Source organism: uncultured Streptococcus sp., assembly GCF_963521865.1.
In the GTDB taxonomy this organism is placed as follows: domain Bacteria; phylum Bacillota; class Bacilli; order Lactobacillales; family Streptococcaceae; genus Streptococcus.
The window spans coordinates 40,938-57,959 of sequence record NZ_CAUQWY010000001.1 but is presented as its reverse complement, the minus strand read 5'-3'; the positions used below and the strand labels follow the sequence as shown (position 1 = coordinate 57,959).

The window sequence follows — 17,022 nt, the reverse complement described above, 5'->3', positions numbered from 1 at the left end:
TTACTATTTTATCAAATTTCAGCTAAATTGCAAGTGTTTTACAAAGTTTTTGTGAATTATTCTTAATCTGCTAATCTAAACGACACTTCTACTCCTATCACTTAGCTAAACAAAAAGAAAAATCAGGAATTCCTGACTTTTACTTAGCTAATTCTCTTTCTCGTTCTTTCATTATTTTATGATTTTCATACAAACGTGATAAAAACTTAGAAATTTCTTTTAAGATCGAATAAGTTGGTACTGCGACAATCATACCAATGACGCCATAGATGTTACTTGATAATAAAAGTAATACTAAAATCGTAATTGGATGAACCTTCATCACTCCGCCAACGATTCGAGGGTAGAGAATGTTCCCATCCACTTGTTGAATAATCAGCATATAAATAACTGCAATCAGCATTCTATGAGGATCAGTAAAGACATTTGCGATAATCATTGGAATCAAACCAATACTTGGTCCCACATACGGAATGAGATTGGCTAATCCTGAAAAGATGGCGAAGACCAAAGCGTATTTTAAACCGATCACGCTATATCCGATAAAGGCCAAACAACCAATAATAATCGCATCAATGGCGACTCCACTAATATATCGAGCAATTGTCGCATTCAAATTTTTTAAGAGGTCTACAATATGCAACTTATCTCTCTTTAAAACAGTACGTTCAAGCATCGGTAAAAATTTGTGACCATCTAACAAAAAATAAACCAAAAACACAGGTGTCATGATAATAATTAAAACAGTACTAAAGAGAGCTGATAGGATACTTCCGACACTATTGGTCACACTATTTAGTATATTTTGTAAAATATCTACATAAGAAAGATTTAACTGTTGAATAGTCGCTTGGATATCCAAATTTTGAAAAGCTGGATAAGTAGATAAATCCAAAATCAAATCTTGTAAACGGCTGTAGATAGTCTGGCTAGTCGCAATCAAGCTGGTCAACTGATTGACCAAAATCGGTAAGAGATAGACTACCCCAATAACTAGCCCCCAAACCAAGGCACACAAAGTTAGTAGAATACCAATGATACGATTAATTTTGAAATACTTTTGTAAAAAACTAACAAAGGGATTGGTCAAATAATATAAAAAACTACCTAGAAGAAAGGGAATCATTATGGTGTTTGCGACACTTACAAAAGGCGTTATAATCCCACCCATCTGTCTCCATAAATAAAAGATGATGGTTAATAATAAAATCTCACTGGTCCAAAAAAATAATTTATTCTTACGAAACATGGGGTACCTCCATTCATCTATTTTACCACACTTTCAAAAAAGCTTCTTTCTTCTATCGTGAAACTGGGAATATTTTTTTCTTTATGTTAGAATAAACTTACTATGAAAAAAATCATTTTAACTCTACTAAGCTTATCTGTGATTGGGTCAGCATCTACTGTTGCTGCTCAAGATTTTAATATTGCTGCTAAACATGCAATTGCCGTTGAGGCAAATACTGGAAAAATACTTTATGAAAAAGATGCAACTCAGCCAGTCGAAATCGCTTCTATTACAAAACTGATTACGGTTTATCTTGTCTATGAAGCCTTGGAAAACGGAAGTATTACACTATCTACCCCAGTAGATATTTCTGACTATCCTTACAAATTAACAACTAATTCTGAAGCAAGTAATGTTCCTATGGAAGCTCGTAATTATACCGTCGAACAACTACTTGAAGCAACACTAGTATCTAGTGCTAACAGTGCTGCTATTGCCTTAGCAGAGAAAATTGCTGGCTCAGAAAAAGATTTCGTCGATATGATGCGGGCAAAGCTCTTGGAATGGGGAATTCAGGATGCTACTGTTGTCAATACAACTGGTCTGAACAATGAGACTCTTGGGGATAACATTTACCCAGGCTCAAAAAAAGATGATGAAAACAAGCTCAGTGCTTATGATGTTGCTATCGTTGCTCGTAACCTCATCAAAAAGTACCCACAAGTCTTGGAAATCACCAAAAAACCGTCTTCTACTTTTGCTGGAATGACAATCACTTCGACTAACTACATGTTAGAAGGCATGCCCGCTCATCGCGGTGGTTTTGACGGACTTAAGACAGGAACAACAGACAAAGCTGGTGAATCTTTTGTTGGTACTACTGTCGAAAAAGGGATGAGAGTCATCACAGTCGTCTTAAATGCAGACCATCAGGACAATAATCCTTACGCTCGCTTCACAGCTACATCGTCACTAATGGATTATATCTCTTCTACATTCACGCTTCGTAAAATCGTTCAAAAAGGCGATGCCTACCAAGATAGCAAAGCCCCTGTACAAGATGGAAAAGAAGATACGGTCACTGCCGTTGCCAAAGATGATATCTCTCTAATTGAACGTGTTGGGAGTCAATCTTCCCAATCTATTCAATTCACACCTGATTCCAAAGCAATCCCAGCACCACTTGAAGCTGGAACAGTAGTTGGCCATTTGACTTACGAAGACAAGGATTTGATTGGTCAAGGTTACATTACCACAGAACGTCCTAGTTTCGAAATGGTCGCAGAAAAGAAAGTTGAAAAGGCCTTCTTCTTAAAGGTTTGGTGGAATCAGTTTATCAGATTTATCAACGAGAAATTATAAAAAAATCGCGATTTAAACCGCGATTTTTTTGTTACAAGTTCATCTTCAAAATTCGGTTCTATAATATTTGTAGTGGGAAAATCCCCTATAGATATTGTGGAGCCTATTCTGTTGTAGAAAAAAGTCTCATAAAATCTATAATGAAAAGTTACCAAACAACTCATTAGAAAGATTCATATGGAACAATTACATTTTATCACAAAACTGCTTGCTATTAAAAAACTAATCTCCAAATTATGGATATTGCTAATAGGGATACACTCAAAGAAATCATCGCTAAACTGGATTATGAGGCCCCATCTTATCCTGATTGTGGAAGTCAAATGAAGAAATATGACTTTCAAAAACCTTCTAAAATTCCTTACCTCGAAACAACTGGTATGCCTACTAGAATCCTTCTGAAAAAGCGCCGTTTTAAGTGCTATCAGTGCTCAAAAATGATGGTGGCTGAAACTTCTATCGTCAAGAAGAATCATCAAATTCCTCGTATCATCAACCAAAAGATTGCTCAAAAGCTGATTGAAAAAACTTCTATGACCGATATTGCTCATCAGCTTGGCATTTCAACTTCAACTGTCATTCGCAAGCTCAATGACTTTCACTTTAAGCCTGATTTTTCTCGCCTTCCTGAGATTATGTCTTGGGATGAGTACTCCTTTACCAAGAGAAAGATGAGTTTCATTGCGCAAGATTTTGACAATCTCGATATCATCACTGTTCTTGAGGGAAGAACACAAGCTATTATTCGAAATCACTTTCTTAAATATGATAGAGTCGTCCGATGTCGAGTGAAAATTATTACTATGGATATGTTTAGCCCTTACTATGACTTGGCTAAACAGCTTTTTCCGTGTGCAAAAATTGTACTTGATCGCTTTCATATTGTACAACATCTAAGCCGTGCTATGAGTCGTGTGCGTGTCCAAATCATGAATCAGTTTGAACGAAAATCCCATGAATACAAGGCTATCAAACGCTACTGGAAACTCATTCAACAGGATAGTCGTAAACTCAGTGATAAGCGATTTTATCGCCCTACTTTTCGCATGCACTTGACAAATAAAGAGATTTTAGACAAGCTTTTGAGCTATTCAGAGGACTTGAAACACCACTACCATCTCTATCAACTCTTGCTTTTTCGCTTTCAGAACAAGGAGGCAGACAAATTTTTCGGACTCATTGAGGACAATCTTAAGCTAGTTCATCCTCTTTTTCAGACTGTCTTTAAAACCTTTCTCAAGGACAAAGAGAAAATCGTCAACGCCCTTCAATTCCCCTATTCAAACGCTAAACTGGAAGCAACCAATAATCTTATCAAACTTATCAAACGAAATGCCTTTGGTTTTCGGAACTTCGAAAACTTCAAAAAACGGATTTTTATTGCTCTGAATATCAAAAAAGAAAGGACTAAATCTGTCCTTTCTCGAGCTTAGCTTTTCTTCAACCCACTACAGTTGACAAAGAGCTCAAAATTCTTGACTTTGGGTAAATCTAAAATAAAATTTTACCCAACAGACCCTTCCATTTCGTAACTAATCAAACGGTTCAGCTCAACTGCGTATTCCATTGGAAGTTCTTTTGTGAAGGGTTCTACAAATCCCATAACAATCATCTCAGTTGCCTCAGATTCTGACAATCCACGGCTCATGAGATAATACAATTGTTCTTCTGAAATCTTAGATACCTTAGCTTCGTGTTCCAAAGCAACTTGCGAGTTGTGGATTTCATTAAATGGAATGGTATCTGATGCTGACAAGTCATCCATGATAATGGTGTCACACTCAATGTGAGAAACAGATTTCTTAGAGTTCTTGTTAAAGGTCACTTGACCACGGTAGTCAACCTTTCCTCCACCTTTAGCGATGGATTTAGACACAATGGACGAGCTAGTATGTGGAGCGTTGTGTATCATCTTAGCTCCAGTATCTTGGTGTTGCCCTGCATTAGCAAAGGCAATAGAAAGCATGGTACCACGCGCCCCTTCTCCATCAAGGTAAACAGATGGGTATTTCATGGTTGTTTTGGCACCCAAGTTTCCATCAATCCATTCAACAGTGGCATCCTTTTGAGCCTTAGCACGTTTGGTTACCAAGTTATAGACATTATCAGACCAGTTTTGGATGGTTGTATAACGCATATAAGCACCATCTAAGGCAAAAATTTCTACGATGGCAGCATGCAAGCTGTTACTTGAATAAGTTGGTGCTGTACATCCTTCTACATAGTGGACACTTGCTCCCTCATCAACAATAATCAAGGTACGTTCAAACTGACCAGTATTTTCGTTGTTGATACGGAAGTAAGTTTGAAGTGGAATATCCACTTTGACCCCTTTTGGTACGTAGATAAAGGTTCCACCAGACCATACTGCTGAGTTAAGGGCAGCCAACTTGTTATCTGTTGGCGGTACCAACTTAGCAAAGTACTGTTTAAACAAGTCTGGGTATTCCTTGAGGGCAGAATCTGTATCTGTAAAGATAATCCCCAATTTCTGGAACTCTTCCTTCATGTTGTGGTAAACCACTTCTGACTCATACTGGGCAGAGGCACCAGCTAAATAAGCACGCTCAGCTTCTGGAATCCCGATACGTTCAAAGGTTTCTTTGATTTTTTCAGGAACTTCGTCCCATGAACGGGCTGGTTTGTCAGATGGTTTTTGATAGTAGATCAAGTCATCAAAATCAATCTCTGACAAGTCTGCTCCCCAAGTTTGCATGGGCATTTTTTTGAAGGTTTCATAAGACTTCAAACGGAATTCTAACATCCACTCAGGTTCTCCCTTAGCAGCTGATAGTTCACGAATGACATCTTCATTCAATCCTTTTCCTGTCGATAAGACAGGCTCTACATCATCATGGAAACCAAATTTATATTCACCAAGGTCAATTGGTTTTGGTTCTACTCTTTCTTCAGCCATAATATCCTTTCTTTCATTCTTCATTTCTACTGATTCATAAGACAAAAGAAACTTGTCTTACTAATTTTCTTGATTTTCAATTGTTTTCTTTAGGGCGTTCCAAGCTAGGGTTGCACACTTTATTCGTTGCGGGAATTTTGCAACACCTGACAAGAAAGCTGCATCTCCAAGACTATCTTGTCTGTCATCTTTTTGCCCTTGAACCATTTCAGAAAAAATAGTCGCAAGTTCTAAAATTTCTTGTTTGGTTTTTCCTAAAACTGCATCTGTCATCATGCTAGCAGAGGCAGTTGAGATGGTACAACCTGAGTTTAGAAAAGCGATATCTTCCAAACGATCCTCTGCATCAAACTTGACAGAGAGATTGATAACATCTCCACAGGTCGGATTGTTGAGACTGATTTGTTCAGCGTCTTCTAACTTCCCTTGGTGATGTGGATTTTTCGAATGGTCCGCTACCACTGCCATATAAAGGCTATCTAGTTTAGAAAGTGCCATTGAAAAACTCCTTTGTCTTTTGTAAGGCATCGACTAGCTTGTCACAATCTGCCTTGGTATTATAGATATAAAAACTTGCACGAGCTGTCGCTGGGACATCCAAATACTGGAGCAAGGGTTGAGCGCAATGGTGACCTGCTCGAACAGCCACTCCTTCATAATCCAAGGCAGTCGCAAGATCGTGCGGATGAAGGTCACCTAGGTTAAAGGCAATAACACCTGACCGTTGAGCCAAGTCCTGAGAACCGTAAATAGTCAATCCTTCAATCGCCTGCAATTTGGGATAGACATACGAGATTAATTCCTGTTCATGGGCTTCAATGGCATCCATACCAATCTTTTCTAGATAATCTACTGCGGCAGCAAGTCCGATTGCACCTGCCATATTTGGTGTTCCAGCCTCAAATTTCCAAGGCAATTCCTTCCAACTAGCAGATTGCTCGTAGACGAAATCAATCATCTCACCGCCAAATTCAACTGGTGACATTTGCTCCAGATACTTTTCTTTGCCATAAAGAACACCGATACCAGTCGGACCAGCCATCTTGTGACCTGAAAAGGCAAAGAAGTCCACATCCAAGTCCTGAACATCAATCTTCATATGAGGAGTAGATTGAGCACCATCCACCACCATGATGGCACCAACTTGGTGGGCTAATTGAGTGATTTCCTTGATCGGATTGACCACACCAAGAACATTTGAGGCATGAGCTAGGGAGACAAACTTGACTCTATCAGTCAATTTAACTCGCAAATCATCCATATCCAGAGCTCCGTCCTTGAGATAGACATAAACAAGCTCCGCTCCAGTCTTACGGCAGGCTTCTTGCCATGGAATGATATTGGAATGGTGTTCCATGACGGAAATCAAGATCTGGTCTCCCTCAGTCAAGACTTCCTCAGCATAACGCGCTACCCAGTTAAGACTGGTTGTCGTTCCTCTGGTAAAGAGAACTTCCTTTGTAGAGCCTGCATTGATAAACTTACGAATGGTTTCACGAGCTGCCTCATAAGAAGCGGTCGCTCTCTCAGCCAAGGTATGAACGCCACGATGAACATTAGCATTGTCGTTCTCATAGTAGCGGTTAATCGTTTCAAGAACAGCTAGTGGTTTTTGTGTCGTCGCAGCATTGTCCAAATAGATCAATGGTTCATCGTTGACAATCTGGTCTAAAATTGGAAAATCCTTGCGAATCGCTTCTACATCTAACATAGGCTACCCCTTAGCGTTTTGACAATTTTTCTTCGATAGTTGCAATCATTTCATCACGAACTTCCTTGACTGGAATCTCAACGATAACAGATCCTAGGAAACCACGAACAACCAAGCGTTCTGCAGTTGCCTTATCCAAGCCACGACTCATGAGATAGTACATATCTTCTGGATCGACCTGACCAATCGATGCTGCGTGACCAGCTGTGACATCATTTTCATCAATCAAAAGAATTGGGTTGGCATCTGAACGAGCTTGGTCTGATAGCATTAATACACGGCTCTCCTGCTGGGCATCTGCACCTTTAGCACCCTTGATAATATGTCCAATACCGTTGAAGGTTAAGGTAGCTTTTTCAAGGATAACCCCATGCTGGAGAATATTACCGATTGAATTGCATCCATAGTTAGTCACACGAGTGTCAATTCCCTGTACCTGACGGCCACTTGAAAGAGCTACAACTTTAAGGTCCGCATGGCTACCGTTACCAATCAAGTCGCTATCAAAGTCAGCAACGACGTTTCCTTCGTTCATGACACCGATAGCCCAGTCAATACTAGCATCGTTTCCTAATTTACCACGACGGCTGATGTAGGCTGTTACATTTTCACCTAGACGGTCAATAGCTGCAAATTTCACTTGAGCGCCAGAACGAGCGATAACTTCAACAGTAATGTTTGCAGTTGCTTTGGCACTTCCTTCACCACGTGACTCTAGACGCTCCAGATAACTAATCTTAGAATTTTTACCAGCGATAATCATTATATGCTTGTTAAATGGCACATCGCTATCGCTGTCTTGATAGAAAATTCCTTCGATTGGTTCAGCAATTTCCACGTTATCAGGGATGTAGAGAACAGCACCACTGTTGAAATACGCTGTGTGGTAGGCAGCCAACTTATCGTCATCATACTTAACAGATGACATAAAGAATTCCTCAATGAGTTCTGGAATTTCTTCTAGAGCTGTATGGAAGTCTGTAAAGACAACACCCTGTTCAGCTAACTCAACTGGAATTTGCTCAAAAACAGTTTGAGTCCCTACTTGCACCAACTTCAAGTGGTTATCTAGAGCTGTGAAGTCAGGAACATTTGCTGATGGCTCACTTTCTGTAATCGTTCCATCACCCAGATTCCAACGGTGGAATTTGACACGCTCAATAACTGGTAACTCTAAACTCTCAATCTTATCAAAAGCTTTTTGACGGAGGTCAGCCAACCAGCTTGGTTCAGCGTGCATTTCTGAAAAAAGTTTAATATTTTCTTTAGTCATTTACTTCTCCTAAAAGATACGAGGGAATTACAATTCTTCCTTGTAGTCGTAGCCAAGTTCTTCAGCTAGTTTTGCGTATCCTTCACGTTCCAAACGCGCAGCCAATTCTGGACCACCTGAAAGGACAACACGACCTTCCATCATGACGTGTACCACATCAGGTGTGATGTAGTTCAAAAGACGTTGGTAGTGAGTGATAATCATAGCACCAAAGCCTTCACCACGCATAGCATTCACACCTTTAGACACAACTTTAAGAGCGTCAATATCAAGACCAGAGTCAATCTCGTCCAAAAGGGCAAATGTTGGTTCCAACATCAAGAGTTGAAGAATCTCATTACGTTTTTTCTCACCACCAGAGAAACCTTCGTTGAGGTAACGCTCAGCCATTTCTTCTTTCATGTTGAGCAATTCCATTTTTTCATCTAGCTTAGTGATAAACTCACGAACTGAAATCTTCTCATCGTCTTCTTTACCAGCATTCATGGCTGCACGAAGAAACTCAGCGTTGGTAATTCCAGGAATTTCTGATGGGTATTGCATAGCAAGGAAAAGTCCCATACGCGCACGCTCGTCTACTTCCAATTCAAGAATGTTTACGCCATCAAACAAGACTTCACCTTCGGTAACTTCATAGTTTGGATTTCCCATGATAGCGGCAGAAAGAGTCGATTTACCAGTACCATTTGGTCCCATGATAGCGGCGATTTCTCCTGTTTTCAGGGTCAGATTAACCCCTTTTAAAATTTCTTTTCCTTCAATCTCAACGTGAAGATCTTTGATCTCTAATACTGACATGATAGTTCCTTTCTTTTTCAAGGCCTTTACAGTACTTACTAGAAACATACTTATACTCTTCGAAAATCTCTTCAAACCACGTCAGCGTCGCCTTACCGTACTCAAGTACAGCTTGCGGCTAGCTTCCTAGTTTGCTCTTTGATTTTCATTGAGTATTAATTTCCCTAGAAAATACGGTAAAAGGTCAATAAATATACTTTTATAGTATAACAAAAAAAAGCCTAAAAGGCTTTGATTTTGTCTAGAAGCTGAGGACTAGTCTTTTCCTTTTAAATGCTGGTCAATGACATCTACAATCTTGCCCATCAAGTAACTAACACGAAAATTTCTAAAGAGCAAAATGGCCCAAAAGGCTGCCATAATATAGCGACCAGTCATCCAGGCTTCATTGAAAAAATAGGTCTCAGCAGCTGTAAACAGCGCGATGATAATAAATTGTTGTCTATTCATAAACTTATTGTATCATGAAATCTTTCTTTAGTCTTCCTCTACCTTTACTTTATCAGCCAAAAATTCAAATCCTTCCGGAATCAGACTTTCTTCGGATTCTTTTTCAGCTTGAGAAAATTTAGCTTTGGCTGAAAAGGCTGCGCGAACTTCTTTCCATTCCTCCATGGAAATGGCTAAAATCTCAGGTGAAAAACCTGCTGCCTGACTAAGGATATTGCCAAACATGGTGTTGAGATTGTCCCGTTTCATGGTTTGGCCAGCATTGAAGTTAGATTCAAAAGCAAGAATGGCATGGTGTTCATTGGCCGCAACCGGTTGAGAACCAACCAGCAAAGCCTTATCAGGACCCCCAAGACTTTCAATCACCTCTCCCCAGGCATTCTGCAGACGAATCAGGTTTTGACGTGCTAAATCAGGATTTTCAACGGCCTCTTGTAGGATAGATTGAACTTTATTGCGATCCACACGATAGACTGTCTTGCCCGCTGCTGGGCGACTAGGTGCTGGACTAGTTGGCTTGGGTATAGTTCCTACATTTGCTAGTTCTTGCTTAAGACGCGCAACTTCCTGTCTCAATGCAGAAATTTCACTTTCAACCGCCCCTGAAAGAGCTGCTTCAGGCTTAATCTCTGCCAAACGGATAGTCATCATCTCAGCATAAATCTTGGGCTGTAAACTAGACTTTATATCTGTTAAACTGACTGTCGCTAAGCGAATCATTTCAAACAAATTTTCCTGGGGAAGTGCCAAATTCTCTACAAAGACTGGACTATGATGAGTATTCTCTCCCCCTGTTTGAACAATTAATAAATCTCTTAAATAGTGCAAAAGGTCGGTCACAAAACGAGTCATGCTCTTACCATTGTCAAAAAGAAGATTCAAGCAAGACAAAGCCTTGGGAACATCCTGTTGAGACAAGGAAGCCACATAATCATCCAAGGCTGATAGACTAATGGTGCCAGTAATTTCTTCAGTGATAGTAGTCGTCAGCTCATTTCCCTGTGTCAAACTTAGGGCTTGATCCAAAATAGACAAGGCGTCCCGCATCCCACCTTCAGCCCGTCTGGCAATGATTTCCACAGCCTCTGGTTCAGAACTGATATTTTCTTTTTCTAAGATATAGTGGATATGCTCCTTAATATCCTGTGTCTTAATTGATTTAAACTCAAAACGTTGCACACGGGATAGAATAGTGGCAGGAATCTTGTGCAATTCAGTAGTGGCCAAAATAAAGACCACATTCTGTGTTGGCTCTTCCAGCGTCTTTAGAAGGGCATTAAAAGCCCCTGTAGACAGCATGTGAACCTCATCTATGATATAAACCTTATAACGAGCAAGGCTAGGGGCGTAGGTAGATTTATCACGAATTTCACGGATTTCATCCACCCCGTTATTAGAGGCAGCATCCATTTCAATGACATCTTCTAAACTACCGTCCGTCACTGCTTGACAAATATAGCAGTTATTACACGGTTCACCACCCACTTGATTTGGACAGTTCATAGCTTTGGCAAAAATCTTAGCTACACTGGTTTTTCCCGTTCCACGAGGACCAGAAAAAAGATAAGCATGACTTATTTTCTCTTGCTCTACTGCTTGTTTAAGAGTCTTAGCCACAACTTCTTGACCAACCAACTGGGAGAAGTTTTGACTTCTATATTTTCGATAAAGTGCTTGATACATTAGGCTTTCTCCCCAAACATTGTAAAGTCCCATTCTGTCTTTTCAAGCAAAATAGCGACAAATTGTTCCAAATAATCTCGATCCATAGCATCATAATCATCAATCTCTGAAGAATCCAAATCCAGAACTCCAAGTAATTGACCATTCTTTATCATCGGCACAACAATTTCACTTTTAGCTCGACTATCACAAGAAATATAGTTGGGATAAGTTGTTACATCACCAACCAGAACAGTTTCCTGAAAGTGGGCTGCCTCCCCACAAACACCTTTGCCTAGTGCGATACGGATACAGGAAACACCTCCTTGGAAAGGACCTAAAATCAATTCCTTTCCATCGAACAAATAAAAGCCTGCAAATACGGTATTAGGGAAGCGTGATTTTAGAAGAGCGCTGGCGTTGGAAAGATTAGCCAAAACATTAGTTTCACCATCCAATAAAAAAGAGAGCTCTTCATTTAACATTTGATAACGTGATTGTTTTTCTGATTCTAACATAGAACTATTATATCAAAAAAGGCTTACAGACAAAAGAAAAATCCCTTGTTTATGATACAAAGGATTTTGTGAATTTTCAATTTGATTAAAGTTCGATATCACCGAATAAGTCAGCCATTGAGAATCCTGTTTGTGTTTCTGGAAGTTCGAAATCACGTTTTTCTTGACGTTTTGGACGACGTGGACGTGGAGCACGTTTTTCTTCTTTTTGTCCTTCTTCTTGAGCTGGACGCTCTTCAAGAGCTTTGATAGAAAGTGATACGCGTTCTGCATCTGCGTTAACTTCAAGAACTTTAACTTGAACTTCTTGACCAACTTTAAGAGCTTCTTTTGGATTTTCAATACGTTTGTGTGAAATTTGTGATACGTGAACAAGTCCATCAATACCTGGCAATACTTCAACAAATGCACCGAAATCAGTCAAACGTTTAACTGTTCCTTCTACTACATCACCTTTAGCCAATTTTTGCTCAACGCCATCCCATGGTCCAGGTGTTGTTGCTTTAAGTGAAAGTGATACGCGTCCTTCTTCTTCGTTAAGATCAAGGATTTTCACTTCAATTTCTTCACCAACAGTTACAACTGATTTTGGTGATACGTTACGTTCGTGTGACAATTCAGTCAAGTGAACCAATCCATCAACACCTCCAAGGTCGATGAAAGCACCGAAGCTTGTGATACGTGCAACTTTACCAGTTACTACATCACCAACAGCCAATTTACCGAATACTTCAGCACGAGCTGCTACAGTAGCTGCTTCAACAACTTCACGACGTGAAAGGATGAAGCGGTTTTCTTTAGCGTCAACTTCTTTGATTTTAGCATCAAATTCTTGACCTACAAAACGCTCAGTGTTACGTACGAAACGAGTATCCAACATTGAAGCTGGGATGAATCCACGAACACCTTCAAATTCTACTGAAAGTCCACCTTTAACGGCACGAGTTCCTTTAACAGTAACAACTTCTTCTTCGCGACCAACAAGTTTGTCCCATGCTTTGCGAGCTTCAAGGCGTTTTTTAGATACAAGGTATGTAACTGTATCAGTATCTTTACCAACTACTTGACGAAGTACAAGAACATCCAATACTTCTCCTACTTTAACAAAGTCATTGATATCTGCATCGCGATCGTTTGTCAATTCGCGAAGAGTCAAGACACCTTCAACACCAGTTCCAGAGATTGCAACGTTAGCTTGAGTCGCATCAACTGTCAATACTTCAGCACTAACAACATCACCAGTCTCAACTTGGCTAACGCTATTTAGCAAATCTTCAAATTCGTTCATCTAAAAAATCCTCCAACAATCAAGTTTTTCTTAAACTTGACATACTTATAATTTTTTTCCTAAGCACCCGCAAGGACATGTTCATATCGTTCACGTCTTTCAATTATAAAAATAAAATACCCTAAGATATTTTGCTTTTTATCTTGATTATTACCTAAGAACTGGGGTAGCTGGATTCGAACCAACGCATGAGGGAGTCAAAGTCCCTTGCCTTACCGCTTGGCTATACCCCAATGGTGATATGGAGAGAGAGGGATTCGAACCCCCGAACCCGAAGGAGCGGATTTACAGTCCGCCGCGTTTAGCCTCTTCGCTATCTCTCCTACAATCAACATGGACTATTATATCATGAAAATTTCAAAAAAACAAGACTTATTTTGCTAAATTATAATTTTCAATCAAAATTTCCACAGCTTTTTCCAATTTTTTATAAAAACTATCGACATTCCCATTCTTTATGATGGCAAATTGTCCATCTAATTCGGCAATTTCTCCGATAACTTTTTTACCGATAGTCAATGTATAACCTTCAAAACTGTCTTTTCCTACATTAACTTTGGCATCTGCTACTTGAATTTCGATTTTCTTATCTTTCTTACTCATTTCATACCTCTCTTCACTTTTTCTATTTTACAAGAAAATCCTAAAACTAGCAAGAAAAAACTCTATATCATTCTGAGTCTGATATAGAGTTTTCTGCTTTATTTAATGTGTTTTTCTAGTTCTTTTTGGTACTTACCATTTGATTCCAATTTTTCTTTTTGCCATTTTTTCAGTGCTTCTTCATATTCTTTTGTTGTAACGATATCTTTTTGCAATTTCATTCCTTTAAAGATATATGGGTCACCCTTAATACCAACTTGTGAGTATGGTTTTGAGAATGGCACTACATTACTTACAACTGGAGAACCACCAGATGAGGCTGTTGGCATCAATAATGAACTATCTGTCAACCAAGCTTGAGCCTTAGCATATTTTTCATAGCGCTCTTCAAGATTCGTCGTTTCTGAATCGGCATCATCCAACAATTTCTTATACTGGTCCAAACCAATCTTAGCTACGACATCCTTGTCTTTTCCTTTAGTGATACCTAGGTGTTTCATAGCAGAACCTGATTTAGGATCCATGATAGTTAAATAAGATGCTGGGTCTTGATAACTTGGAGCCCATCCTGTACTATTCAAATCATAGTCTTTTTGGGAAGGAACACGCGCTTGTGAAGTGATTGTTTCCTTTTCATTATCTGTCATTTGAAGAACGTCGATGACAACATTTTCAGCACCAAGAGTTGATTCGATTGACTGTTTGAAAGAGTTACTTTGTTGAACGGCGATGGTATCTGTTTGTTCAACTGGAACATCCAAGTGAATTGGGAAAGTTACCCCTTTAGATTCTAAGTCTTTCTTAGCTTTTTCAAATGCTGCTTTAGCCTTGTCAGGGTTGTAGATAGAGTCCTTACCGTCAACTAGCTCAACACCTTTCCATTGGTCACCGTAGTTCACCAACTCTGCTTGAGCGATTTGACCAAAGTTCTTACCCCCTGCTTGTACAAAGTTGTCAGGAACAAGGCTGTTACGAATAATCTTGTCCGCACCGTCTTCACCATTTAGCTGGGCAGCATAAGAATGGCGGTTAAAAGCAAAGTTGATAGCCTGACGGAAATCCTTATTGAGCATCGCTTCTTTTGTAGAAGTCTTTTGCTCTTCACTTGTTTTCGCAGTTTTATTGTATGACTGGCGATTTACGTTAAAGGTGAAGTAATAACTACTTGAGTCCTGTGGACTATAAGTGATTTTATCTCCGTATTGTTCCAAAGTTGAAGCAAAGTTTGAACTACTTGGGAAGAGACGAGCTGTCGTATAGGCACCAGAAGAGAAACTACGGATCAACGATTCCTGATCAGAACCATCGTAGTAAGTCAATTTGATCTTCTCAATTTTTACATTTTCTTTATCCCAGTAATTTGGATTTTTCTCGTATTCGATCAAGGATTTAGAAGTCAAAGTCTTCAAGAAATAAGGACCATTATAAAGAATCCCTGCTGGAGTAACTGCTCCATAATCTTTACCTGATGCCTTCAAAAACTCTTCATTTACAGGCAACATCGTCGCTGTTGTAACTTTAGAATTCCAAAAACTTTCTGGTTTATTTAGGGTATATTCAACTGTATAATCGTCCAAGGCCTTGACACCAACTGTAGAGAAATCATTGGTTTCACCCGTCATGTAAGCATCCAATCCCTTGATTGAATTCTGGATGAGAGAGACACCGTCTGACTTGCCATCAGCTACGTGTTTTAGTCCTGTCACAAAGTCATGGGCTGTCACTTCTGCATATTCTTCACCCTCAGAAGTGTACCATTTCACTCCTTTACGAAGTTTATAAGTATAAGTCAAACCATCTTTTGACACAGACCAATCTTCAGCCAAGGAAGGAACAACATTGCCGTATTTGTCATTTTCCATCAAACCATCAATAACATTTCCAATAACGTCTGTCGTCGATGTCCGAGTCGCTATACTGTAGTCCAATGATGCTGGATCTACTGCATAGACATAAGAAAATGTTGTCGGTGCATCTGCTTCTTTATCAGCTTTTCCACAAGCCACTAAAAGAGCTGTCGTGCTCAGGACCACTCCTGCTGTTAAGAGCCACTTTTTAGATTTCATAAAAAATCTCCTTTAATTATTTTAATCTACTTTTACAATCCAACCTTCTGGCGCTTCAATATCGCCAAACTGAATTCCTGTCAATTCATCATAGAGTTTTCGAGTCACAGGGCCTACTTCTATTTCACTATAGAAAACATGGAAATCATCACCGTGCTGAATTCCACCAATTGGCGAAATAACTGCTGCTGTACCACAAGCACCTGCCTCTACAAAACGGTCAAGGTTATCAATTGGAACATCTCCTTCAATAGGAGTTAAGCCCAAGCGGTGTTCTGCCAAATAAAGCAAGGAATACTTGGTAATAGATGGCAAGATAGATGGACTCAATGGTGTTACAAATTCATTATCAGCTGTGATTCCAAAGAAGTTAGCTGATCCGACTTCTTCAATCTTTGTATGTGTCGATGGGTCTAGGTAGATAACATCTGAGAAATGACGTGACTTGGCCATTTTTCCTGGCAAGAGACTGGCAGCATAGTTTCCACCAACCTTAGCCGCACCTGTACCATTTGGAGCTGCACGGTCGTATTCATCCTGAATCAAGAAGTTGGTTGGAACCAAACCACCCTTAAAGTAATTTCCAACTGGCATAGCAAAGATAGTAAAAATATACTCCTCTGCTGGTTTTACCCCGATAATATCTCCGACACCAATCAAAAGTGGACGAAGATAAAGGGTTCCACCTGTTCCATATGGTGGTACGTATTCCTCATTGGCGCGGACAACCGCCTTACAAGCTTCTACAAACATGTCTGTCGGAACTTGTGGCATCAAGAGACGGTCACATGTCCGTTGCAGGCGTTTAGCATTTTCATCAGGACGGAACAGTTGAACACTACCATCCTTAGTACGATAAGCTTTCAAACCTTCAAATGCTTGTTGTCCATAGTGAAGACTTGGAGAAGACTCTGAAATATGCAAGGTTGCATCCTCTGTAAGCTCTCCTTGATTCCATTGTCCATTTTTAAAATGAGCAATATAGCGATAAGGTAATTTCATATAGGAAAAACCAAGGTTTTCCCAATCAATCGTTACTGTCATATTCCACTCCTTATTCTAAAAACCTATTTCTTTTATTCTACACTATTTTTCTAAAATAGCAAGTATATTTTGTAATTTTCAGAAAATTTCTTCAATAAA

15 protein-coding genes and 2 tRNA genes are annotated in these 17,022 nt (G+C 39.5%); 2 read left to right on the top strand and 15 right to left on the bottom strand.

What is annotated here, in order from left to right; translation table 11 throughout:
* Positions 1–139: 139 nt before the first annotated feature.
* Entirely contained in the window at positions 140–1,249 is a 1,110-nt protein-coding gene (locus tag RWO85_RS00275) for an AI-2E family transporter (RefSeq protein WP_314413250.1), read from the bottom strand.
* A gap of 102 nt (positions 1,250–1,351) precedes the next feature.
* Between RWO85_RS00275 and pbp3 the strand changes: the two genes are divergently transcribed.
* Together pbp3 and RWO85_RS00265 are read left to right on the top strand one after the other, a co-directional pair.
* Positions 1,352–2,593: a D-alanyl-D-alanine carboxypeptidase PBP3 gene (gene pbp3, locus RWO85_RS00270; protein ID WP_313970639.1), complete on the top strand. Its 1,242-nt coding sequence runs from the start codon at positions 1,352–1,354 to the stop codon at positions 2,591–2,593.
* A 177-nt stretch (positions 2,594–2,770) separates the two neighbouring features.
* A protein-coding gene (locus RWO85_RS00265) for an ISL3 family transposase (RefSeq protein ID WP_314413249.1) occupies positions 2,771–4,026 on the top strand; the annotation gives its coding sequence in 2 pieces (ribosomal slippage) (positions 2,771–2,813 and positions 2,813–4,026; 1,257 coding nt in all).
* Between the two features lie 71 nt (positions 4,027–4,097).
* Here the strand turns inward: RWO85_RS00265 and sufB are convergent.
* The 14 genes from sufB to RWO85_RS00195 all read right to left on the bottom strand — a co-directional run bounded on the left by sufB (position 4,098) and on the right by RWO85_RS00195 (position 16,923).
* Positions 4,098–5,510, bottom strand: a complete 1,413-nt coding sequence (gene sufB, locus RWO85_RS00260; RefSeq protein ID WP_000797054.1) for a Fe-S cluster assembly protein SufB — start codon at positions 5,508–5,510, stop codon at positions 4,098–4,100.
* 60 nt (positions 5,511–5,570) lie between these two features.
* A complete protein-coding gene (gene sufU / locus RWO85_RS00255) occupies positions 5,571–6,008 on the bottom strand; it encodes a Fe-S cluster assembly sulfur transfer protein SufU (RefSeq protein ID WP_314413247.1) in 438 nt (145 codons plus the stop codon).
* Positions 5,995–7,221 carry a cysteine desulfurase gene (locus RWO85_RS00250; RefSeq protein WP_314413245.1) on the bottom strand — a complete coding sequence of 409 codons (1,227 nt, stop codon included), beginning with the start codon at positions 7,219–7,221 and terminating at the stop codon, positions 5,995–5,997. The genes sufU and RWO85_RS00250 overlap by 14 nt, the downstream gene beginning before the upstream one ends.
* Before the next feature lie 10 nt (positions 7,222–7,231).
* Positions 7,232–8,494, bottom strand: a complete 1,263-nt coding sequence (gene sufD, locus RWO85_RS00245) for a Fe-S cluster assembly protein SufD (protein ID WP_314413243.1) — start codon at positions 8,492–8,494, stop codon at positions 7,232–7,234.
* A 27-nt stretch (positions 8,495–8,521) separates the two neighbouring features.
* Positions 8,522–9,292 carry a Fe-S cluster assembly ATPase SufC gene (sufC, locus tag RWO85_RS00240; RefSeq protein WP_313970635.1) on the bottom strand — a complete coding sequence of 257 codons (771 nt, stop codon included), beginning with the start codon at positions 9,290–9,292 and terminating at the stop codon, positions 8,522–8,524.
* 255 nt (positions 9,293–9,547) lie between these two features.
* Positions 9,548–9,742 carry a DUF3272 domain-containing protein gene (locus RWO85_RS00235; RefSeq protein ID WP_001081602.1) on the bottom strand — a complete coding sequence of 65 codons (195 nt, stop codon included), beginning with the start codon at positions 9,740–9,742 and terminating at the stop codon, positions 9,548–9,550.
* A 27-nt stretch (positions 9,743–9,769) separates the two neighbouring features.
* Positions 9,770–11,425: a DNA polymerase III subunit gamma/tau gene (gene dnaX / locus RWO85_RS00230; RefSeq protein WP_314413242.1), complete on the bottom strand. Its 1,656-nt coding sequence runs from the start codon at positions 11,423–11,425 to the stop codon at positions 9,770–9,772.
* Positions 11,425–11,922, bottom strand: a complete 498-nt coding sequence (locus tag RWO85_RS00225; RefSeq protein WP_314413240.1) for a GAF domain-containing protein — start codon at positions 11,920–11,922, stop codon at positions 11,425–11,427. The genes dnaX and RWO85_RS00225 overlap by 1 nt, the downstream gene beginning before the upstream one ends.
* Positions 11,923–12,007: 85 nt before the next feature.
* Entirely contained in the window at positions 12,008–13,210 is a 1,203-nt protein-coding gene (gene rpsA / locus RWO85_RS00220; RefSeq protein ID WP_033683468.1) for a 30S ribosomal protein S1, read from the bottom strand.
* 161 nt (positions 13,211–13,371) lie between these two features.
* Positions 13,372–13,443 (bottom strand) — tRNA-Gln (locus RWO85_RS00215).
* A gap of 9 nt (positions 13,444–13,452) precedes the next feature.
* A tRNA-Tyr gene (locus RWO85_RS00210) sits at positions 13,453–13,533 on the bottom strand.
* A 49-nt stretch (positions 13,534–13,582) separates the two neighbouring features.
* Positions 13,583–13,813 (bottom strand): DUF2969 domain-containing protein, encoded by a 231-nt coding sequence (locus RWO85_RS00205; RefSeq protein ID WP_000037113.1) that lies wholly within the window; start codon positions 13,811–13,813, stop codon positions 13,583–13,585.
* 98 nt (positions 13,814–13,911) lie between these two features.
* Positions 13,912–15,879, bottom strand: a complete 1,968-nt coding sequence (locus tag RWO85_RS00200) for a peptide ABC transporter substrate-binding protein (RefSeq protein WP_296174475.1) — start codon at positions 15,877–15,879, stop codon at positions 13,912–13,914.
* Between the two features lie 21 nt (positions 15,880–15,900).
* Entirely contained in the window at positions 15,901–16,923 is a 1,023-nt protein-coding gene (locus tag RWO85_RS00195; RefSeq protein ID WP_314413238.1) for a branched-chain amino acid aminotransferase, read from the bottom strand.
* Positions 16,924–17,022: the final 99 nt, after the last annotated feature.